This is a genomic window from Agrobacterium tumefaciens, assembly GCF_005221385.1.
GTDB classification, from domain to species: domain Bacteria; phylum Pseudomonadota; class Alphaproteobacteria; order Rhizobiales; family Rhizobiaceae; genus Agrobacterium; species Agrobacterium tomkonis.
This window is the reverse complement of record NZ_CP039903.1, coordinates 1,397,652-1,418,173: the sequence shown is the minus strand read 5'-3', so window position 1 is coordinate 1,418,173 and position 20,522 is coordinate 1,397,652. Positions and strand designations below refer to the sequence as shown.

Below are 20,522 nucleotides of genomic sequence, written 5' to 3'. Positions count from 1 at the left end.
GACCACGAATATAATCGGTTTAATCAAAACAAAAACAGACAAAGCAAGATGTCACCTATGCGCGCAATGCAATGCAAGCCGGTAAATCAGGCTGATTGCGGCGATTCATGCATAATTTGTGACCAATTTGTGTGCTTTTGGTGGTCGCCCGGGGGTTCGGCAGTGCGAAGGCGTGTGAGATGAACGGATAAGGGGCGGGGCAGGGTGCGGAAGCCCTGAATCGCCGGTTTGGAGCAGGGGCCGGCAATCCGGCAACTTGGGCTGCGGGGCAGGCTATATATAATGTCAATGTAGCCGCATAAATATTGCCTGTTTTACGCGCCTGCCCGCACGCGATGTGCCGGGCCAGATGGGTCGGAAAGGCGATGGGAGGCGCATGTGGTGCGGCTTGCCGTTTTTTGCCCAAAATCGCCTCTGTCCGGCTGTTGCGCGCTGTCCCCCGGCGCGGGCGGCGAATAAGCGGAGAGGGCGGCCGTCTCTTGCCACCGGCGCAGACGGCAAGAAAAGTCCCGAGGAAACGAAAGGCGTGGGAACGGCGTGCTTGACCCTTTCTGAACATTGTGACATACCGCCGCCCAACGTGCGGGTATGGCGGAATTGGTAGACGCATTGGTTTTAGGTACCAACGCTTCGGCGTGGGAGTTCGAGTCTCTCTACCCGCACCACAAGCAAAGCATGGCTGTGCCACGCTTGCGCCAGAGTGCATCTTTATAAGATGCGGGGAGCTTCGGGGTTCATCATCCCCTTTGCACCTTTGTCTCCGGCGCCGGCGCAATGTTGCCCGGCAGGCGCTTGTGTAAAGAAATAAGGGAAGCCACGGCCGGGGAACGATGTTTCCGGCGCAGTGCTCGAAAGTAAACCAACGGCTGTCTGAGCACCGCCGCCATGATGTGAAGGTTAGGAAAATGCAGGTTATCGAAACGCTCGCTGAAGGGCTGAAGCGCGAACTCAAGGTCGTGATCCCGGCTGCCGACATGAAGGCCCGTCTGGACGAGCGTCTGGTTGACGCCAAGGACAAGGTTCGCATCAACGGCTTCCGTCCCGGCAAAGTGCCGATGGGCCACCTGAAGAAGATGTACGGCAAGTCCATCATGGCCGACCTCGTCAACGAACTGGTTCGTGAAAAGCCCACCGAAATCCTTTCCAGCCGCGGCGAGAAGTCTGCTACCCAGCCGGCCATCTCCATGACCGAAGACGAGCAGGAAGCCGAAAAGATCCTGTCGGCTGAATCCGATTTCGAATTCACCGTTGCTTACGAAATCATCCCGGCCATCGAACTGAAGGCCAATGACGGCATCAAGGTTACCCGCGAAGTTGTTGAAGTCTCTGAAGACGAAATCAACGAGCAGATCCTCAAGATCGCCGAAAGCGCCCGCACCTTCGAGGCCAAGAAGGGCAAGGCCGCCGATGGCGACCGCGTCACCATGAACTACCTTGGCAAGGTTGACGGCGTTGCCTTCGACGGCGGAGCTGCCGAAGATGCTGAACTGGTTCTCGGTTCGGGCCGCTTCATCCCCGGCTTCGAAGACCAGCTGGTCGGCGTCAAGGCTGGCGACGAAAAGACCATCACCGTAACCTTCCCGGCCGACTATCCGGCTGCAAACCTTGCAGGCAAGGAAGCCAACTTCGACATCACCGTCAAGGAAGTTGCCGCTGCTGCCGCCGTTGAAATCAACGACGAACTGGCTGAAAAGCTCGGTCTCGAATCGGCTGAAAAGCTGAAGGAAATCGTCAAGGGCCAGATCGAAAGCCAGTACGGCAACATCACCCGCCAGAAGGTCAAGCGTCAGATCCTCGACCAGCTGGACGAAATGTACAAGTTCGACACCCCGGCTGGCCTCGTTGACGCCGAGTTCGACAACATCTGGCGCCAGATCAACACCGATCTCGCCCAGTCCGGCAAGACCTTCGCTGACGAAGACACGACCGAAGAAGAAGCCCGCGAAGAATATCGCAAGCTGGCTGAACGCCGCGTCCGTCTCGGCCTCGTTCTCTCCGAAATCGGCGAAAAGGCCGGCGTTGAAGTGACCGAAGAAGAAATGCAGCGCGCGCTGTTCCAGCAGCTGCAGCAGTTCCCCGGCCAGCAGAAGGAAATCCTCGATTTCTTCCGCAACACCCCCGGCGCTTCCGCTTCGCTGCGCGCTCCGATCTTCGAAGAAAAGGTCATCGACAAGCTGCTTTCCGAAATCTCGGTAACGGACAAGACCGTTTCCAAGGAAGAGCTGCTGGCTGACGACGCCGAAGAAGCAACGGAAACCAAGAAGAAGGCTCCGGCCAAGAAAAAGGCTGCTGCCAAGGCTGACGACGCCGCTGAAGGCGAAGAAGCCGCTCCGAAGAAGAAGGCTCCGGCCAAGAAGAAGGCCGCTGAAGGCGACGCCGAATAATCTTCTTCAGTGCAAGCTGATTGAAAAAAGGCCGTGGCGAAAGCTGCGGCCTTTTTGTTTTGGGTGCGCGCTTTTTCGGGATCAATATTTGCGGGTGATGAAGATTTGAAGCGCCGACATCATTACGTCATTCCGGATTATTATGGTCGAAACGCGTGGCCTCCGGATCAGGCGGCGCAGGCCACATTTGAGGAATGTCGAACGGCAGCGTCATGGGTGTCAGAAACTATTTGATCGAGGGTGTTTCCGGCGTCGGTAAAACCTCGGTGGCAACGGAACTCCAGCGGCGTGGCTATCATGTCATCCACGGCGATCGTGAGCTTGCCTACAAAGGCGACCCTGAAACCGGCGAACCGGTCGATCTCGCCCTGTTTCAAGACGGTGGAGATATTGCCTTCCGGCACCGACGCCATATTTGGGATGTCGAGAAAGTTCAGGAGCTTGCGACAGATCGAACGCACGCAATCACTTTCTTCTGCGGTGGCTCGAGGAACTTTCAGCATTTTATCGACGTGTTCGATGAGGTCTTTGTTCTCGATGTTGATGGTGCGACCTTGCAAAAGAGGTTGGCAGCCAGGCCCGCGGACGAATTCGGTGGAAACCCGGCTGAACGGGAGTTTGTCTTGCAACTCCATGCCACGAAAGAAGACCTCCCCGTTCATGCAACCGTCGTCAGTTCATCCAGACCTCTAGACGTGGTGGTGGATGATATTCTTGCCCGCTGTACAGGCCCAGCCGCAAAAGGGAGCATGAGAGCTTCCTCATCGTCGTTCTGATCACAATGCAGTGCAGCATGATTTTTTGTTGCATCTGCTCTTGTTCATCTCCCGTTCATCTGGCACCCTGCGCAGCATGATTTGCCCCGGCCGCGGAACGCGGCCGTTCGGGCATTGCGCGCCGCTTTGATGTGGCCTTATCGCCGCCAAACCATTGGCCTTAAGCTTTTACCGTGCCTGCCGGGTTCTCCCGGTGCGCCCTTAATTTGCCAGGGGACAAGATATGTCGCCACGAACGGGTTTCGCCCTTCTGTTGTCTTTGTTCACCGCCACCGGCACCGCTGCTCGTGCCGATGAGGCCGGGCTGATCTGGAAGCCGGTCAAGAATTCCGACCGGTCCTATACGGCGCGCATTGGCGCGAAGCTGCCGGTCGATACGCCGATCCGTGCGGGTTTGGAAATGGGCATGAATGCCTCCAGGACGGGGCAGGTGGTGGATACGCCGGTGCGGGTATGGGGCAATGTCACCTTGCTTGCCGAGCAGTTGCCCGGCGTCTCGCTTGCCCGCGATGTCGGCGTCATCTTCAATGCACTGACCGGCTCGAGCAGCGTTTCCGTGACCTCGCAGCAGAAGCGCATCGTCACCCCGGAGCTGGATATTGAGGCGAACCGCAATTTCACCGTGCGTTATGACGGCACGGCGCAGCAATGGAACGGCCTCGACGTGTCGCAGTCATTGCGGCTTTCCCGCTCCGAGACGGGTACCGCTTTCGTGCTGACGGGGGCCAGCCGCAACAGCTTCAACGAATTCAGCAGCGGCGTGGCGGTGGAGCAGAAGATCGGCGACAATCTGACCGTGCGGGGAACGCTGGATCAGGGCTATGCGGATCATTTCCGGCCGGGGGTCAGTGCGCGGTACAGTATTCGCTGGTGAGTGGGCGGGCTGCCTGCGGTGCGCGTGCGCAGGTGAAATGCAAGATGGAGATAAAGGCCTCTCTTCCGTCATGCCGGACTTGATCCGGCATCCAGCAAGCGCGCGTCTGCGCCATGAGAGTCCTTTTCAGCCCAAGGACTTGGGCTGGCTGGATACCGGCTCAGGGCCGGTATGACGGGCGAGGATGCCAAGACCTTGGCATAAGCACTGGCTGAACAGATTGGCGCGTTGTTCTCTGGAACGCGCAGCTCAATCCTTCTTGATCTCACCCATGCGGTTCCACGCATCGAGCCCCGCAATCTTGTAGGCCTCAGCCAGCGTGGGGTAATTGAACGTATTCTCCACGAAATATTCCACCGTGCCTTTGAGGTTCAGAACCGCCTGGCCGATATGCACCAGTTCGGTTGCGCCTTCGCCGACGATGTGGACGCCCAGCAGGCGGCGGGTCTTTAGCGAGAAGATCATCTTCAAGAGGCCGCTGTCGAGACCCATGATGTGGCCGCGTGAGGTCTCGCGGAAATGGGCGATGCCGCATTCATAGGGAATTCCGCGTTCGATGACTTCTTCTTCCGTCAGGCCGCAGGTGGAGATCTCCGGCACGGCATAGATGCCGTAGGGGAAGAATTGCGGCGGTTCGCCAGCCGGTGCACCGACCGCATGGCGGGCGGCGATGCGGCCCTGTTCCATGGACGTGGAGGCAAGGCTGGGGAAACCGATGATGTCGCCGGCGGCATAGATGTTCGGCACAGAGGTCTGGAAGGTTTCGGGATCGACCTTCAGGCGGCCACGGCTGTCGGCTTCCAGCCCGCAGGCCGAAAGATTGAGCGTATCGGTGGCGCCGACACGGCCGGCGGCAAACAACACCGTCTCCGTTTTGAGCACGCGGCCATTGCCGAGCGAAACGAGGCATTTGCCGTTCTCGTCGCGCTCCACCTTTTCCGCCTTCTGGCCGAAGATCAACTTCATATTGCGATCACGCAGCTGATAGGTGAAGTCCTCGACGATTTCCTTGTCGATGAATTCCAGCATGGTCTCGCGCGGTTCCACCACCGTCACCTGCGTGTCGAGCGCGCTGAAGATCGTCGCATATTCGATGCCGATGACGCCCGCGCCGACGACCACCATGGAGCGCGGCAGTTCCTTGATTTCGAGAATCTCATCCGAATCGAGTACCGCCTGGCCGTCGAAGGGGATGTGCGGCGGCCGGTAGGGGCGGGTGCCGATGGTCAGCAGGATGGAGGTGCCGGTGACGTTCATGATCTCGCCGTCGTTCTTCACCACTTTCATGGTGTTGGCGTCAACGAAGCTTGCCGTGCCGCGAATGTGCTGCACGCGGTTGCGGGCAAACTGGTGTTCGAGCACCTCGACTTCGTGATCCAGCGTGATGAGCAGGCGTCGGCGCAGATCGTCGGCGTCGATCTCCTGCTTGACGCGGTAGGAGCGACCGTAAAAGCCGCGCTCACGCCAGCCGGTGAGGTTGAGCGCGGTTTCACGCAGGGTCTTGGAAGGAATGGTGCCGGTGTGCACCGAAACGCCGCCGACGCGGCTGCCCTTCTCGATGACCAGAACCTTCTTTTCGAGCTTGGCGGCCTGAATGGCGGCCCGTCTTCCCGCCGGACCGCTGCCGACAACAATCAGATCGAACTGGTGCATGAAAAAAACCCCGGAATAGAATGCATTGCGATAACCGGATGTCGCATCCGGCGCGGCGTCGTCGCGAAATGGTCGTGATGCCATTTTGACGATGGGGAGTGATTCCCGCGTCAGCCTTGCCCGCAAGAGTGCAATGCAACAAACGCCTGCGTCAATCTGTAGCGCAAGAATCTGACGGATTCGTAACTGGGGGGGAATTTTAGGTGGACGCAAGGTGCGTGTGGCTTACCCCCCTCTGCCCTGCCGGGCATCTCCCCCTCAAGGGGGGAGATCGACCCGCGGGCAGGTTTTCCTCCATCTCAACATTTGCGAATGAAGTGGAGGTAGCGCCTCCTGCCGATCTCCCTCCTTGTGGGGGAGATGCCCGGCAGGGCAGAGGGGGGTAAAGCCACACGCGCCTGCGTCCACTATGCTCCAAACCCCCAACACCTTCATCCCGCACGGCGCTGCCGGACGGGGATAGCGGGAGCACTTCAGGCGATGGCCCGGCTGCGCTATTGTCGGGGTTGGTGTGGGTCGGATGCGTTGCGCAGCCGGGTCTTTCACCATGCCGTATCTCGCAAAGGGCTGTGCACCGCACTTTGCGAAATGGTTCTGTCGTCACGAACGCGCCACCGTCCCCATCAGAACCGTCCCTCGGTTTCAGCCACGTCTGGCATCCACCCGGCAGGACTGGATGCAAGATAACTGCACGCGGTAGGACGGGGAAAAGCGGGGATGAATTTTGCCGGTGTCAGCCGTCCTTACGGGTGACGTGGTGGTGGAGTGCGGCGAGATCCTGTCTCAGCGCCGCCAGTTCGGCCAGCACCTTAACGTCGATCTTTTCATGCAGTGACAGCACTTCCAGCTCGGCCTTCAGGTTCACCTCATAATCCTTGGCGGCCTCGAAACGGTCGCGGGCGGCCTGGCGGTTCTGCGACATCATGATGATGGGCGCCTGAATGGCGGCCAGCATGGAAAGCAGCAGGTTGAGGAAGATGAACGGGTACGGGTCGAAGGCGCGGGTGGTCAGGATGATGGTGTTGATGATCGCCCAGAAGATCAGGAAAAAACAGAAGGAGAGGATGAAACCCCAGGAGCCGCCGATCTTGGCGATATTGTCGGCCAGCCTGTCGCCAAGGCTTGCTCCAGCGGAAAATTCGGCATTGGTGTCGCGCGAGATCAGTTTTTTCTGGTGCGACAGTTCCAGAATGCGGCGCTCCACCTCACCGATTTCGCGGGAGGAACGCTTGAAATGCGACGTGATGTAGTCGGAGATATCTGACACGGTGTGTCTCCGGTTTTGATGAGGTGCCTGCGCTCTGTGCGAGATAAACCCGCATGGCGGTGGAATTCAAACGATTTCCGCTGCCATGCGGTTCAGGCGTCCCCGCCGAAAAGTATCAGACGGCCGGCGCGCCCTCGTGCAGCCAGTTGAAGCCGGGGAAGAAGCGCTCGCGGCCATATTGGGCGCCGAACATCATGTCGAACTGCAGCAGGCGGTAATCGCGCACCACGTCGGGAACGGCGTTCGGGGCGATCGACCAGTCGGGTAGGGCCTTGCCATCGGTCGCCACCAGCATATGCCGGTCGATGACGGAGAAGGCCTGCTGCACCTCGCCGAGCGTGCCGGTATAAAAGGGATCGGAGAAGCCGGCAGTCTTCAGCACGTGATAGGGCAAAAGCGCCGGGCTGATGCTGCCGATATTCTTGCGCACGCCCTTCTTGGAGGACCAGACGACGAGCGGTGTCTCATGCTCCTTCTTCATTACCTCCAGCGGCGCGCGGCGGCTGGCCACCATGCCCGGCATATAACCGCTTTCCACGAAGGTCTGGCCAAGCGGCGGCAGGTGGTCGCCAAAGAGGACGATGATGGTTTCGCGGTCGCGTTTCTTGGCCCAGCGCATCATTTTCAAAAGCGCTTCATCGGCTTCCGCCACCCCTTGCGAATAGGTGGCCAGCGCCTGCGAGGCCGAGGCGGAGAGGTCGCCTTCGACGCCGATGGTGTTTTCGGCGTAACGGTTCGCCTCGTAAGGCCCATGTCCCTGAAGGGTGACGGCAAAGAGGAACAGCGGGTTCTGCGCCTTGTCGGCCGTCGCCATGATCTCGTCCATCAGCGCATCGTCGGAGGCAAAGTTGCCGCGTTTTTCCATGGCCGGCAAAGTCGCTTCGGAGCGGAATTCCTCGAAGCCGAAATTCGTATAGACCTGCTTGCGGTTCCAGAACCATTCCTGGAAGGGGTGCATTGCGATGGCGGAATAACCTTCACCGCGGAAGAAGCTGGCGAGCGAGGGCACCGGGCGGCGGATATATTGCTGATAGGGAATGCTGCCATAGGGCAGGAAGGCGTTGGAAAAGCCGGTCAGCGCCTCGAATTCCACATTCGCCGTCATGCCGCCGAACTCGGGCGAGAACACGTTGCCGGACTGTTTGGCGCGGATGGTCGGCATCGGATCGGCGGAGAGCTTCACGTTTTCAAGCCGCGTCGGATCCCACAGCGATTCGCTCATCAGCATGATCACATCAGGATAATCGCCCTTGTTGGCGGCGAAGGCGGCGGGCTCCGAGGTCAGGTCGGCAATGCTGTTTTCGCCATAACCCTGCGGCGCCGAGACATTGGCCATCGGAATATTGAAGGCGAAGGCCATCAGGAAGCCGTTGTGACGGTAGTTTTCCTGCTGATCCCACATCATGGGAATGATGTTGAGGCGATCGCGGACCCAGGAATAATGCGAATAGTCCATCAGCGAGGCAAGGCCGGCAAGAAGCGGCAACGCCAGTGCGAGCCCCGCGGCGCGTTCACGCCAGCTCAATGACGGCGAATGGCGGCGCGCCAGCAACCAGAGCACCACGACAGCCGCAATGGCGGCGCAGATGCCGAGGCCAACCAGCACTGCCGTCAGCGGTTGCGCCTTCAGCATTGTGGGTAAGAGCTCGAAAATCTGGCGGCCGAACAGCAGGTCGGATGGGTAAAGCGGATCGGAGAGATAGGTCTGTTTCTGCGCGGAAATCAGCCCCGTCAGCGCGCAGAGCGGGGCAACTGCGATGAGGGACAGATAACGCCGGCCAAGGATCGCATCCAGCGCGACGAGAAGGGTGAGCACGGCGGCAATGGTGGTCATGCCCGGCCGGGCGGACGAGGTGAGGAAAGCACCGACATCATGGAGCGAACCGCGGGCGATCCATTCCAGCGCCACGACGAGCACGATGGATGCGACCGTCAGATTGGCCAGCGTATAGGCCGCGCCCGAAAGCTTGGAAAGGCTCCTTGTCCATGCAGGCGAAAAGACGAAACCAGCCTTTTCGGAAGCCGTTGTTTTTGGCGCCGAATCTCTCAAACTCATACTCCGGTATTTCAGGCGGCCGCCCAATCCGGGGAGGTGAATCGGGCGTCGCAAAAGTGTCATGTAACTGTCACATAAGCGCGATGAACGCGACATGAACTTTGCGGAGGATGGCTGGAGCGGTGATAACCTTAGCGTGAACGCAGCGGTGGCGCATCGTCCAGGCGATGGCATGCAATTGCCGCGTTGCGGAGCGGCCACGGGCGCGGTATTGAAATGGCATGAGCGACAGACACGATATCCAGAACCATCTCCGGATTGCCGTCGGGCAGTTCAATCCCACCGTTGGCGACGTGGCGGGCAATCTCGCCAGGGCGCGTGAGGCAAGGGCCGATGCGGCAACGCAGGGCGCCGATCTCCTGCTTCTGACCGAGCTGTTCATATCCGGCTACCCGCCTGAAGATCTGGTGCTGAAGCCGGCGTTCCTGAAGGCCTGCCTGAAGGCCGTGGAAGAGCTGGCAGCGGACACCGCCGATGGCGGGCCGGGTGTCGTTATCGGTTTTCCGCGTCAGGGCGAGACGGGCCGGTACAATTCGGTGGCGCTTTTGGATGGCGGCAAGATCATTGCGCTGCGCGACAAGATCGACCTGCCGAATTACGGCGAGTTCGACGAAAAACGCGTTTTCGCCGAAGGGTCGATCTCCGGTCCCTATAATTTCCGTGGGGTCAGGATCGGTATTCCGATCTGCGAGGAAATCTGGAACGACATGGGCGTGTGTGAGACGCTGGCCGAAAGCGGGGCGGAAATCCTGCTGGTGCCGAACGGTTCGCCCTATTATCGCGGCAAGCTGGACGTGCGCCACCAGGTGGCGCTGCGGCAGGTGATCGAAAGCGGTCTGCCTCTCGTCTTCGCCAACCAGCTGGGTGGGCAGGATGAGCTGGTGTTCGACGGTGCTAGCTTTGCCTTTAATGCCGACAAGACGCTTGCTTTCCAGATGAGCCAGTTCGAGGCAACACTTGCCGTCACCGACTGGAAACGCACGGCAGACGGCTGGCATTGCGACAGCGGACCATTCTCGAAAATTCCCGAAGGCGAGGAGGCGGATTACCGTGCCTGCATGCTGGGCTTTCGGGATTACGTCAACAAGAACGGTTTCAAGAGCGTGGTTCTCGGCCTTTCCGGCGGCATCGATTCGGCGATCTGTGCCGCCCTTGCCGTGGATGCGCTGGGCGAGGAGCGGGTGCGCTGCATCATGCTGCCTTACCGCTATACTTCGGAAGAATCGCTGAAGGATGCGGCCGATTGCGCCAGGGCGCTGGGCTGCCGTTACGATATCGTGCCGATCGTCGAGCCGGTGGAGGGTTTCCTCTCGGCGTTGTCAGATCTCTTCGAGGGCACGGAAGAGGGCATTACCGAGGAAAACCTGCAGAGCCGCACGCGCGGCACCATTCTCATGGCCGTCTCGAACAAGTTCGGCTCGATGGTGGTGACGACGGGCAACAAGTCGGAAATGTCGGTGGGTTATGCCACGCTCTACGGCGACATGAATGGCGGTTTCAACCCCATCAAGGACCTCTACAAGATGCAGGTCTATGCCATTTCCAGCTGGCGCAACGCCCATGTGCCACCGGGCGCACTTGGTCCCTCCGGCGAGGTGATCCCCGCCAATATCATCGCGAAGGCCCCGTCGGCCGAATTGCGCCCCAACCAAACCGACCAGGATTCGCTGCCGCCCTATCCGGTGCTGGACGATATTCTGGAATGCCTTGTCGAGAAGGAAATGTCGGTCGAGGAAATTCTGGCGCGCGGCCATGATGTGGCCACCGTGCACCGGGTGGAGCATCTGCTCTACCTTGCCGAATACAAGCGCCGGCAATCTGCGCCGGGCGTGAAGATCACCAAGAAGAATTTCGGCCGTGACCGGCGTTATCCGATTACCAACCGGTTTCGTGACAGGTGATTGGTGGGTGGAGGGTGCTGCTCATTTCTTCTCCCCGCCGGGGAGAAGATGCCCCGAAGGGGCAGATGAGGGGGCCAGCTCTCCGCATATCTCTACCGTCGCCCCCTCATCCGGCGCTGCGCGCCACCTTCTCCCCGGCGGGGAGAAGAAATGAGCGGCACACGCTCGGTCCACAATGAGGATAAACAGACGGCGCGGACACGCCGCGCCGCCGATTCATCTCAAATAACCTGCCCCACATCGATGCGGTTGCCGTCAGGGTCTTCAAAGACAAAGGCGCGCAGGCCATAATCCTTGTCCTGCAGGCCCTTGATGATGCGCAACCCGTGGCTCTTGCAGAGCGCGTGCAGCGCATCGACATCGCTGACCATCATATGCGCCACGTTGAAGGGCGCTGCCTTATGGGTGGGCTGCAATGTCAGGTGCAGTTCGGCATTGCCCTGTTTGAGGATCATGAAACCGACGGGGTTGCCGTTTTCGAAGGTTTTTGTGAAGCCCAGCACACCGACATAAAAATCATGGGCCTTTTCGATATTTCTGACAGGAAGCATTGCGGCGATCCGCCCGAAGCGGATGCCGTGATCGGCGATGGTATTCATCGCGGAACCTCGGATCTGGGAGAAACGGGGAGGGTTACGGGCGGTGCCGGAACGCTGGCGTTTTTTCCGATTTGAATTTGCAGGACGGTGCCTGCGGTCATAGGATCATAATCACCATGGCGGCGAAAGCAAACGGAATGTCTGCACCAGCCAAGGGTCCGATCCAGACTATCGACAGCCCGGGAGGCAGCATGCGCAGTTCCATCGAAATCTTCAACATCCGCACCCGGCAGATGCGGGCGGTGTGGCAGACGCCGGAATTGTTCGAAGCGCCGAACTGGTCGCCGGATGGCAAATATCTGCTGTTGAACAGCGAGGGGTTGCTCTATCGCCTGTCCCCATTCGGTGACTCCTCACCGGAGAAGGTCGATACCGGCTTTGCGACGCAATGCAACAACGACCACGGCATTTCGCCTGACGGTTCGCTCTATGCCATTTCCGACAAGGTGGAATTCGGCAAGAGCGCCATCTATCTTTTGCCATCGACGGGCGGCACGCCGAAGCTGATGACGAAGAACCTTCCCTCCTACTGGCACGGCTGGGCGCCGGACGGGAAGAGTTTCGCCTATTGCGGCATTCGCGATCAGGTCTTCGACATCTATTCCATGGATATTGAGAGCGGCGTCGAAACACGCCTTACCCATGGCGAGGGCCGCAATGACGGGCCGGATTATTCGCCTGACGGTGGGTGGGTCTATTTCAATTCCAGCCGCACGGGGCTGATGCAGATCTGGCGGGTGCGGGTGGACGGTTCCGCCGTCGAGCGCATTACCGACAGTTCCTATGGTGACTGGTTTCCACATCCGTCTCCCAAAGGTGACAAGGTGGTGTTTGTCTCCTATGGCGGCGATGTCTTCGACCATCCGCGTGATCTTGATGTGCGGGTGCGGCTGATGGATATGGATGGCGGCAATGTTGAAACGCTGTTTGAGCTTTTCGGCGGGCAGGGGACGATGAACTCGCCCAACTGGTCGCCTGACGGGGATGAATTCGCTTATGTGCGCTATTTCCCTGTGGAATGATGCGATTTGGTTTTCGTTGAGGTCACATTGCCGCACCGCCCTTACGATACTTGCATTCGCAAGTCCTCTTGATCATAAGTTTTCTCGTCAGGTGCCCGCCCTTGCGGCGGGAGAATCGGGAATTCGGTGAAAAACCGGAACGTGCCCAGCGCTGTGAGGCGGATGCCCTTTTCATAAGCCACTGAAGTTATTCGGGAAGGCGAAAGGGGCGGATGAAGTCGAGTCAGAAGACCGGCCTGGCAGGATAGACCGAACCGCGCGGACGGCGGCAGGTTGCTGAAGAGGCGCGTTGTGCGCGCGAAACCGGTATGGTTTCGGCAGCGGCGCGCCCGCATTGTTGGGGTTAAACGATGCCGACCGATCCGTCCGCTGGCGATCCATTGCAAGCCAGCCCATTCGACCACGCGCTTTCGCCCGCCCGCCCGTTTTCCGGTGCGGAACGCGAGGCGATTTACCGCGCCATCGAGACGCGCCGCGATGTGCGTGACCAGTTCCTGCCCGATCCGCTGCCGGACGAACTTGTCGAGCGTCTGTTAAAAGCGGCGCATTCGGCTCCCTCGGTCGGTTTCATGCAGCCGTGGAATTTCACGCTCGTCACTGATGCTGCCATCCGTCAGGCGGCCTTTGTGGCCTTCAGCCGCGCCAATGAAGAGGCAGCGGCGATGTTTACGGGCGAGCAGCAGGCGCTTTATCGCAGTCTCAAGCTCGAAGGCATCCGCAAGGCGCCGCTCAGCATCTGCGTCACCTGCGATCCCACACGCGGTGGCAAGGTGGTGCTGGGCCGCACCCATAATCCGCGCACGGATGTCTATTCCACCGTCTGCGCCATCCAGAACCTCTGGCTCGCGGCGCGTGCCGAAGGCGTCGGCGTCGGCTGGGTCAGTATTTTCCACGATAGCGACATTCGCACCATCCTCGGTATTCCCGACCATATTGAAATCGTCGCCTGGCTCTGCCTCGGCCGTGTCGATACGCTCTACAACGAGCCGGAACTGGCGGTGAAAGGCTGGCGGCAGCGCGTGCCGCTGGAGGAGCTGGTGTTTCGTAACCGCTGGGGCGGTTGACCGGCGACATCCACTCCTCCCGGCCGAAGCCGGGAAGGGTGGTGGCGACCGTCTCTTCAAACGACGGTGCAGTTAAAAAGATTGAGGATGGGATGAATGGGGCTGGCGAGGCTGATCGCGCCGCTTGCGCCCCAGAACAATCCGACGACATTGTTGCCGGCGGTGTCGATGACAGCGCTGCCGCTATCGCCCGGCTGGCTGAAGACCTCGCCGGCGCGGCGCGGCGATATGCCGATCTGGTTGCGCATATTCGGCTGCTGCACGTCGTAAAAGCCGGAAACGACGCCATTGGTGATATTGCTGGTCACGCCCGATTTCGTAACATTCATGTTGAGCGCCGCAACGGCCGCCCCCACCGGCGAGGGGAGGTTGTAGATTGCGCCGATGGTGGCGAGCCGGCCATTCGCCGGGCTGGCGACGGCCGCATCGACGCCATAGGTCGTTCCCTGATAGACGATGTTGCCTTTCTGGAAAGCGACGATATTGGCGGCAAGATCGCCAAACCAGGTGCGCGCCGGCTGCGACACGTCATCGCCGACCTGGGCATTGTCCCGGCAGATGACATGCTCGTTGCTCATGATCAGCGGCGTTCCGTTGGCGGCCCGCACGACCAGCCCGATGGTGCCGACGGTATCCGTCCAGGACCAGTAATCCGGGCTGCCGCTGATGCCGCCGACCATCGGTTCCACGACTTTTTCGCGCGGGTTGTCGGAGAGGCGTCTGGGGTGATCCTTCCATGCCGTCCCGGGCGCGGGCAGTTCTCGCACCGCCTCGCTCGGGCGGTCGAAGGATCCTTCCCGCACCTGCAGCGGCGCGCCGCCCAGCGTCGTCATCAGACCCGCCTTCAGCGATGGATCCGGCGCGCGGTGGTAAAGGATCAGGCCAAGCTCCTGTGTCAGTTCGCCGGCGGCGTCCTCAAGCAACCCGACGCCGATCGCCGTGACGCCGGGTATGCCTGTCAGCTGATGGTAATGCCGCTCCTTGAGCGCGGTGAGTTCCTCGAAAGTCATTCGCTTGCCTCATGGAAAAAGGGGTGAAGGATGGATGTCTGGTTTTTTAGAGTTTTTTCGCTTTTCTTCGAATCACGAAAACACTCCAACTCCTTGTTTTGACACATTTCCGGACGGAAAACCGGGTTCCACTTTTCCTGGAAATGCTCTTAAGGGGCGGCGCGCCCGTTGGGGTGAAGGGCTGCGCCGCCCGTGCCCCGCGAGCCCTCAGTTCAGCGGAATGATCTTGCCGCTGGAGGGAGCGCCGCCGCCGGCTGGCGGAGGACCGCCAGCCGCCGCCTGATCGGCCAGCATGCGGTATTGGGAGGTGCCTTTTTCAGTGCTGATGGTGCCGGAAACCGTGTAGAGATAGACGTCACCGGAGACGGCGTAGTCGTTGTTCTGATTGTTCACATAGAACTCGATCTCGACCGTCGACATATTGGTTGCGCGTTCCAGGAAGGCCTCCATCAGCATGGTGATCTGCTGATCCGTCAGGCCCTTGGAGCGCATTTCCTGTTTGGTCTTTTCATAAGAGGCGGAAGCGCCGCCGCCGCCGAAGAACCATGTCCAGACCGAAAGATTGGCGCTGGCCGTGGTCTTTTCGTATTCGTTGATCTCCTCGCGGTAGGAAGCATCCAGCATTCCGAGCGCAAGCGTGTTGAGGTCCTTCACATCCTGGCTGGAAAGCGCCGAGATTTGCAGCTGGGCCTTGATTTTTCCCGTGGTATGCGCCGGCACGGTATAGGAAATGCCGGTCAGCTGCCCCATGCCGGAGACCGAGATGGAATAGGATTCCTTCGCTTCGCCTGTCGGCAAAGTTGCGATGACCGGGACGAAGGGATCGAGCAGTTTGACGCCGGTTGCGGTGATCTGAATGGATGTCATGTCTATACTCCTGATGGTTGTGGGCTTCATAGGTCAATGAAACTCTGATCGTCCACTCGGGCTCGAGATGGGCGACATCGTCGTCTGGAGATGCATGAAAGGGCGCGTGCGGCTAACACCGCACGTTATATACATATTTCGTATGTTGTGTTCGTCCACTTTAAGTGGATATTTGTATACTATGCACCTTTATGGCGAAGTCAATCGCGTTTGTGAGTACAACTTATATATGAATATTTGCCGGAGAATGAGGTGAAGAATGTGTTTTCTGCATCCACGAAGATGCGTCAAAGCAGGTCGGGAGACACTCAGCCTGTACGGAAGTGACGCAGGCAGGGAAGACCGGTCTCTTCACTGCTGCGGTTGTATACCCTTCAGCGCCGGGTTCTTCAGGTCGATCCGGCCTGTCTGGTCCGGCAGGAACTTCGGGCCGATAACGCGCACTTTTGCGTCGTTCGGATCATAGTCGCGTTCAGGAATCGGTTGCTCCGGCGGTCTTGCGGCCTGTTGCTGTTCGGCCGGTTCCTTCGGCTTGTCACCTTGCGGTGATGGAATGGTGGTGATGCCGGAATAGGGCTTTTCGGCCTGCGGTCGGGCGGCCTCTTCCTGCTTTTGCATGTCCTCGTGATAGGCGGCCATGTTGCAGGCGCAGCCGGGCGCTTTCGCAGACGCGTTGCGATAGGCGAAGGCGGGGGGCAGGTCCTTGTAGGGTTTGCCGGTTTCGGCCGAGACCATGTCGGAGGTCTCCTGATCCGTCATGGAGTGGAAATAAAGCTCGGTCTCAGTACCCGGGCACATTTTCTGGCATTGCTCTGCCTGGGCGCGAAAGTCGAGCGGCGAAGCATTGGAGGCGATCGGGAAAAACGAACCGTCGCAGGTGCGCACGCAAAGGGTGCGAAGTCCGCCCTCGGCGGCGGCATTGGGGTATGGCGACAGGCCCGCCTGTCCCGGCTGATTGTCCGGCTGGCGGAACGCGTCAGGATAACGGGTCACATCGGGCGCTTGCGGCGGTTGCGTGTCCGTTTCCGGCATCGCGCTGCAGCCATTGGCGTCGAGCGCGGCGAGAATGCGCTGGCGCCTGATGCCGCCATCATCGCTGCGCTGAGCCGCCATCGCATCGTCACGGTCACGAATGATGGCGTCACGTTCGGCCTCGGCGTCCACCAGCGCATCGCCGATTTCGGCGCAGAGGCCGGCGTTGGGGTTACCGTAGACAATGACGCTGCCCGAGGAGCAGCCATAGCTGCGCATATCGTTCCTGATCTTGCGCACGACGATGTTCTGGCGGGCAAGCGCATTGGCGTAACGCCGCACCTCTGACGCATTGCCGATGACGCGTGGCGGTTCGCGCAATTGAGCATAAAGCGTATCGCAGACCTGATCCGCGAAGGCGGCGGCCGGGGCGAGGAAAACAAGGGGAAGCAGGAGGCCGATGATGCGGCTGCGCCGGGTCAATTGTGCGATCCGTTTAATGTCCCCAGCCGGTGGCAGGGGCGTTATACTTCACGAAATCCGTGTTTCAGGAAGATAACATAAGCTGTTGCCGCAATGCGGCAACAGCTTGTTCAAAATTGCGTTAATGCGCCCTCACACCGAAGGATGTGATGCCTGCACCACGGCAAAGGCCGCCATGTTGACGACGCCGCGTGAGGTGACGCTGGGCGACAGGATGTGGGCGGGCAGGGCCGTGCCGAGCAGGATCGGGCCGACATGCAGGCCTTCCGTCAGGGTGCGGGTGACGCCGAGCGTGATGTTGGCGGCATCAAGGTTCGGGAAGACCAGAAGGTTCGCCTCACCGGTCAGCACGCTGTTCGGCATCGCCCGCTTGCGCAGCGCTTCCGAGAGCGCCGAGCCGCCCTGCATTTCGCCGTCCACTTCCAGCTCGGGGGCTGCCGCCTGCACGATCTTCAGCGCGCGGCGCATCTTGCGGGCGCTTTCCGAGTCCCGCGAGCCGAAGTTGGAGTGGCTGGCGAGCGCGATCTTCGGCGTGATGCCGAAGCGGCGAATTTCCTTGGCCGCAAGAATGGCCATCTCCGCCACTTCCTCTGATGTCGGATCGTTATTCACGAAAGTATCGGTGAGGAACAGCGCGCCCTGCTGGGTGATGAGCAGGCTGAGGCCCGCAAAGGAGCGCACGTTCTCCTGCTTGCCGATGATCTGGTTCACGTCGCGCAGATGGCGGTCATAACGGCCTTCGAGGCCGCAGATCAGCGCATCCGCTTCGCCGCGCTTGACCGACAGCGCGCCGATGACGGTGGAGTTGGTGCGCACGATGGTACGCGCCGCTTCCGGGTTGATGCCGGCGCGGCCGACCAACGCGAAATAATCATCGACATAATCGCGGTAACGCGGATCGTCTTCCGGATTGACCACGGCGAAATCCGTATGCGGGCGGATGCGCAGGCCGAAGCGCTTCAGGCGCGTCTCGATGATCTGCGGGCGGCCGATGAGGATCGGGATGCCGGTACCCTCTTCCAGCAGAACCTGGGCGGCGCGCAGCACGCGTTCGTCTTCGCCTTCGGCAAAGATGATGCGCTTCTTTTCGGCGGCCTTGGCGGCATTGAAGACCGGCTTCATGATGAAGCCGGAGCGCCAGACGAAACGGTTCAGCTGGTCGAAATAGGCTTCGAAATCGGTGATCGGCCGGGCAGCGACGCCGCTTGCGGCAGCGGCGCGGGCAACGGCGGGCGCAATGCGCAGGATGAGGCGTGGATCGAAGGGCGAGGGGATGAGATAGGTCGGGCCGAAGACCGGGGTTTCACCGCTATAGGCTCTGGCCGCCACTTCGGAGACTTCCTCCCGCGCGAGTTCGGCGATGGCCTGCACGGCGGCCATCTTCATTTCCTCGTTGATGGTCGTCGCACCGCAATCCAGCGCGCCGCGGAAGATATAGGGGAAGCAGAGTACGTTGTTGACCTGGTTCGGGAAATCCGAACGGCCGGTGCAGATCATGGCGTCCGGGCGTGCGGCACGCGCGACTTCGGGCATGATTTCCGGATTGGGGTTGGCAAGCGCAAGGATAAGCGGATTTTCCGCCATGCGCTCCAGGAGTTCCGGTTTCAGCACGCCAGCGGCGGAAAGGCCGAGGAAGACATCGGCGCCGTCGATCGAGTCAGCCAGCACGCGCTTGTCGGTCTTCTGGGCGTAGACTTCCTTCCACTCGTCCATCAGCGTGTTACGGCCGTCATAAACCAGGCCTTCGATATCGTGGACCCAGATATTCTCTTTGTTGGCGCCCATGGCGACAAGCAGGTTGAGGCAGGCGAGAGCTGCCGCACCGGCGCCGGAAGCGACGATCTTGACGCTGGACAGAGACTTGCCGGCCAGTTCCAGCGCATTGGTGACAGCGGCGGCGACGATGATCGCGGTGCCATGCTGATCATCGTGGAAGACGGGGATATTCATCTTCTCGCGCAGCTGGCGTTCCACCTCGAAACATTCCGGCGCCTTGATATCCTCAAGGTTGATGCCGCCGAAGGTGGGCTCAAGCGCTGCGATGGTCGACACCATGTCATTGATGCCGGGCGCGTCGATCTCGATGTCGAAGACGTCGATGCCGGCGAATTTCTTGAAGAGGACGGCCTTGCCTTCCATGACAGGCTTGGAAGCGAGCGGGCCGATATTGCCAAGCCCCAGCACCGCCGTGCCGTTGGAGATGACGGCGACGAGGTTGGCGCGGGCGGTATAATCCGCCGCCATTTCCGGATTTTCATGGATGGCGAGGCAGGGGGCGGCCACACCTGGCGAATAGGCCAGCGCCAGATCGCGCTGGTTGCCGAGCGGCTTGGTGGCCTGGATTTCCAGTTTGCCGGGGCGCGGATAGCGGTGGAAAAAGAGCGCCTGTTCCTCGATGTCGGCCTTTGCCGTGTTGGCGGGCGTGTTGTTCTTATCGTGAGAGGTCATTCTTCCACCGTCATGTCTGGTTTCATTCCGGCCCCCTGAATACAACAAACTTCCCCATGGTACAGCCGTTATTTGACGCACATTCATGCAAATACGGGCATGGCTTATTCGCGTTTTCGTGAAGCCATCCGTCATATTCCATACAAAAACCGGCCTCTGTCATGTTGCTGAAACACGAGTCTGGTTCTGAGAGGTAAGAAAGCCGCAGGGACGCAACCGAACAGGGGGATGAAATCCGTGGCCGGTCAAATCGAAACCAGACAGTTCAGAACGCTTTTCATTTCGGATGTTCATCTTGGCTCCAAGGCGGCCAAGACGGATTTCCTGCTCGACTTCCTAAAGTATCACGAAGCCGAGACGATCATCATGGTCGGCGACATCGTCGACGGCTGGCGCCTGCGCCGCAGCTGGTACTGGCCGCAGGGCTGTAATGACGTGGTGCAGAAGCTGCTGCGCAAGGCCCGCAAGGGCACGCGCATCATCTATATTCCCGGCAACCACGATGAATTCCTGCGGGAGTTCCCCGGCATGCATTTCGGCGGCATCGAAGTGGCCGAGCGCATGATCCACGAGGCGGCCGACGGCAAGAAATATCTGGTCATCCATGGCGACGAGTTCGACGTCGTGGTTCGCAACGCCCGCCTGCTCGCCTATCTCGGCGACTGGGCTTATGACGCGGCGATCGCCATCAACATCGCCATTGCCGCCGTGCGCCGTCGCATCGGCCTGCCTTACTGGTCGTTTTCGGCCTGGGCCAAGCTGCAGGTCAAACACGCCGTCAACTTCATCGGCGAATTCCAGCGCGTGGTGGCTGACGAGGCACGGCGCAACAATGTCGATGGCGTGATCTGTGGGCACATCCACCACGCTGTCATGGAAGACATGGACGGCATCCGCTACATCAACACCGGCGACTGGGTGGAAAGCTGCACGGCGATTGCTGAAAATGCCGATGGCAGCTTCGAGCTGATCACCTGGATGCAGACCAGCGACGCCACCGCCGGACAGGCATCGGATGAGATGGAGCCGGTGGATATTCCGGGGCTGATCGGCAAGCACGCAGCCTGAGTTGGGGCCTGTGGGCTAAAGGAGTACCTGGCCTTCGGTGTTTCCTTGAGATCAATGCGCGCTCGTGTGGGATGAGCG

Annotated in this window: 15 protein-coding genes, 1 tRNA gene and 1 riboswitch; of the genes, 8 read left to right on the top strand and 8 right to left on the bottom strand. The window is 60.0% G+C overall.

The annotated features are described in order from the left end of the window. Positions 1-582 precede the first annotated feature (582 nt). From CFBP6623_RS07075 to CFBP6623_RS07060, 4 genes are all read left to right on the top strand, one after another. Positions 583-665: transfer RNA gene (locus CFBP6623_RS07075), tRNA-Leu, on the top strand. Between the two features lie 240 nt (positions 666-905). Next, on the top strand, positions 906-2,384 hold the full coding sequence (tig, locus tag CFBP6623_RS07070) for a trigger factor (protein ID WP_046798367.1): 1,479 nt from the start codon (positions 906-908) through the stop codon (positions 2,382-2,384). Positions 2,385-2,596: 212 nt separating this feature from the next. Then, positions 2,597-3,160, top strand: coding sequence for an AAA family ATPase (locus tag CFBP6623_RS27075; protein ID WP_080842066.1), 564 nt, complete (start codon positions 2,597-2,599; stop codon positions 3,158-3,160). A gap of 223 nt (positions 3,161-3,383) precedes the next feature. Continuing rightward, on the top strand, positions 3,384-4,034 hold the full coding sequence (locus tag CFBP6623_RS07060; RefSeq protein WP_046798369.1) for a hypothetical protein: 651 nt from the start codon (positions 3,384-3,386) through the stop codon (positions 4,032-4,034). 249 nt (positions 4,035-4,283) lie between these two features. On the opposite strand, the gene sthA is transcribed toward CFBP6623_RS07060, so the two are convergent. From sthA to CFBP6623_RS07045, 3 genes are all read right to left on the bottom strand, one after another. Continuing rightward, entirely contained in the window at positions 4,284-5,687 is a 1,404-nt protein-coding gene (gene sthA / locus CFBP6623_RS07055; protein WP_046798468.1) for a Si-specific NAD(P)(+) transhydrogenase, read from the bottom strand. Between the two features lie 733 nt (positions 5,688-6,420). Continuing rightward, positions 6,421-6,954 (bottom strand): DUF1003 domain-containing protein, encoded by a 534-nt coding sequence (locus CFBP6623_RS07050; RefSeq protein ID WP_046798370.1) that lies wholly within the window; start codon positions 6,952-6,954, stop codon positions 6,421-6,423. 115 nt (positions 6,955-7,069) lie between these two features. Beyond that, positions 7,070-9,010 carry an LTA synthase family protein gene (locus CFBP6623_RS07045; RefSeq protein ID WP_167379145.1) on the bottom strand — a complete coding sequence of 647 codons (1,941 nt, stop codon included), beginning with the start codon at positions 9,008-9,010 and terminating at the stop codon, positions 7,070-7,072. Between the two features lie 221 nt (positions 9,011-9,231). On the opposite strand from CFBP6623_RS07045, the gene CFBP6623_RS07040 reads away from it, so the two are divergent. Beyond that, positions 9,232-10,911, top strand: coding sequence for an NAD+ synthase (locus CFBP6623_RS07040; protein WP_046798372.1), 1,680 nt, complete (start codon positions 9,232-9,234; stop codon positions 10,909-10,911). Between the two features lie 221 nt (positions 10,912-11,132). On the opposite strand, the gene CFBP6623_RS07035 is transcribed toward CFBP6623_RS07040, so the two are convergent. Beyond that, positions 11,133-11,510 (bottom strand): glyoxalase superfamily protein, encoded by a 378-nt coding sequence (locus CFBP6623_RS07035; protein WP_046798373.1) that lies wholly within the window; start codon positions 11,508-11,510, stop codon positions 11,133-11,135. Positions 11,511-11,701: 191 nt separating this feature from the next. Between CFBP6623_RS07035 and CFBP6623_RS07030 the strand changes: the two genes are divergently transcribed. Beyond that, the gene (locus tag CFBP6623_RS07030; protein WP_046798374.1) at positions 11,702-12,532 is read left to right on the top strand and encodes a TolB family protein; all 831 of its coding nucleotides are present in this window, start codon (positions 11,702-11,704) and stop codon (positions 12,530-12,532) included. Between the two features lie 72 nt (positions 12,533-12,604). Continuing rightward, a riboswitch (cobalamin riboswitch) is annotated at positions 12,605-12,786 on the top strand. Between the two features lie 96 nt (positions 12,787-12,882). Next, entirely contained in the window at positions 12,883-13,596 is a 714-nt protein-coding gene (bluB, locus tag CFBP6623_RS07025) for a 5,6-dimethylbenzimidazole synthase (protein WP_046798375.1), read from the top strand. Between the two features lie 56 nt (positions 13,597-13,652). On the opposite strand, the gene CFBP6623_RS07020 is transcribed toward bluB, so the two are convergent. The 4 genes from CFBP6623_RS07020 to CFBP6623_RS07005 form a co-directional block, all read right to left on the bottom strand. Then, positions 13,653-14,606: a hypothetical protein gene (locus tag CFBP6623_RS07020; RefSeq protein WP_046798376.1), complete on the bottom strand. Its 954-nt coding sequence runs from the start codon at positions 14,604-14,606 to the stop codon at positions 13,653-13,655. Between the two features lie 207 nt (positions 14,607-14,813). Further along, a complete protein-coding gene (locus CFBP6623_RS07015) occupies positions 14,814-15,473 on the bottom strand; it encodes a hypothetical protein (protein WP_052760219.1) in 660 nt (219 codons plus the stop codon). Between the two features lie 351 nt (positions 15,474-15,824). After that, complete coding sequence (locus CFBP6623_RS07010; RefSeq protein WP_167379146.1) at positions 15,825-16,928, bottom strand: DUF2865 domain-containing protein; 1,104 nt, start codon at positions 16,926-16,928, stop codon at positions 15,825-15,827. Between the two features lie 132 nt (positions 16,929-17,060). Beyond that, on the bottom strand, positions 17,061-19,376 hold the full coding sequence (locus CFBP6623_RS07005; RefSeq protein WP_046798378.1) for an NADP-dependent malic enzyme: 2,316 nt from the start codon (positions 19,374-19,376) through the stop codon (positions 17,061-17,063). A gap of 228 nt (positions 19,377-19,604) precedes the next feature. Between CFBP6623_RS07005 and CFBP6623_RS07000 the strand changes: the two genes are divergently transcribed. After that, positions 19,605-20,444 carry a UDP-2,3-diacylglucosamine diphosphatase gene (locus tag CFBP6623_RS07000; RefSeq protein WP_046798379.1) on the top strand — a complete coding sequence of 280 codons (840 nt, stop codon included), beginning with the start codon at positions 19,605-19,607 and terminating at the stop codon, positions 20,442-20,444. Positions 20,445-20,522 lie beyond the last annotated feature (78 nt).

Excerpts from the sequence above, each read along its gene's own strand:
- CFBP6623_RS07060 (WP_046798369.1), top strand. The coding sequence starts at position 3,384 with ATGTCGCCACGAACGGGTTTCGCCCTTCTGTTGTCTTTGTTCACCGCC.
- CFBP6623_RS27075 (WP_080842066.1), top strand. The coding sequence starts at position 2,597 with ATGGGTGTCAGAAACTATTTGATCGAGGGTGTTTCCGGCGTCGGTAAA.
- CFBP6623_RS07020 (WP_046798376.1), bottom strand. The coding sequence starts at position 14,606 with ATGACTTTCGAGGAACTCACCGCGCTCAAGGAGCGGCATTACCATCAG.
- CFBP6623_RS07045 (WP_167379145.1), bottom strand. The coding sequence starts at position 9,010 with ATGAGTTTGAGAGATTCGGCGCCAAAAACAACGGCTTCCGAAAAGGCT.
- CFBP6623_RS07040 (WP_046798372.1), top strand. The coding sequence starts at position 9,232 with ATGAGCGACAGACACGATATCCAGAACCATCTCCGGATTGCCGTCGGG.
- CFBP6623_RS07035 (WP_046798373.1), bottom strand. The coding sequence starts at position 11,510 with ATGAATACCATCGCCGATCACGGCATCCGCTTCGGGCGGATCGCCGCA.
- CFBP6623_RS07030 (WP_046798374.1), top strand. The coding sequence starts at position 11,702 with ATGCGCAGTTCCATCGAAATCTTCAACATCCGCACCCGGCAGATGCGG.
- tig (WP_046798367.1), top strand. The coding sequence starts at position 906 with ATGCAGGTTATCGAAACGCTCGCTGAAGGGCTGAAGCGCGAACTCAAG.
- bluB (WP_046798375.1), top strand. The coding sequence starts at position 12,883 with ATGCCGACCGATCCGTCCGCTGGCGATCCATTGCAAGCCAGCCCATTC.
- CFBP6623_RS07015 (WP_052760219.1), bottom strand. The coding sequence starts at position 15,473 with ATGACATCCATTCAGATCACCGCAACCGGCGTCAAACTGCTCGATCCC.
- CFBP6623_RS07005 (WP_046798378.1), bottom strand. The coding sequence starts at position 19,376 with ATGACCTCTCACGATAAGAACAACACGCCCGCCAACACGGCAAAGGCC.
- sthA (WP_046798468.1), bottom strand. The coding sequence starts at position 5,687 with ATGCACCAGTTCGATCTGATTGTTGTCGGCAGCGGTCCGGCGGGAAGA.
- CFBP6623_RS07000 (WP_046798379.1), top strand. The coding sequence starts at position 19,605 with ATGAAATCCGTGGCCGGTCAAATCGAAACCAGACAGTTCAGAACGCTT.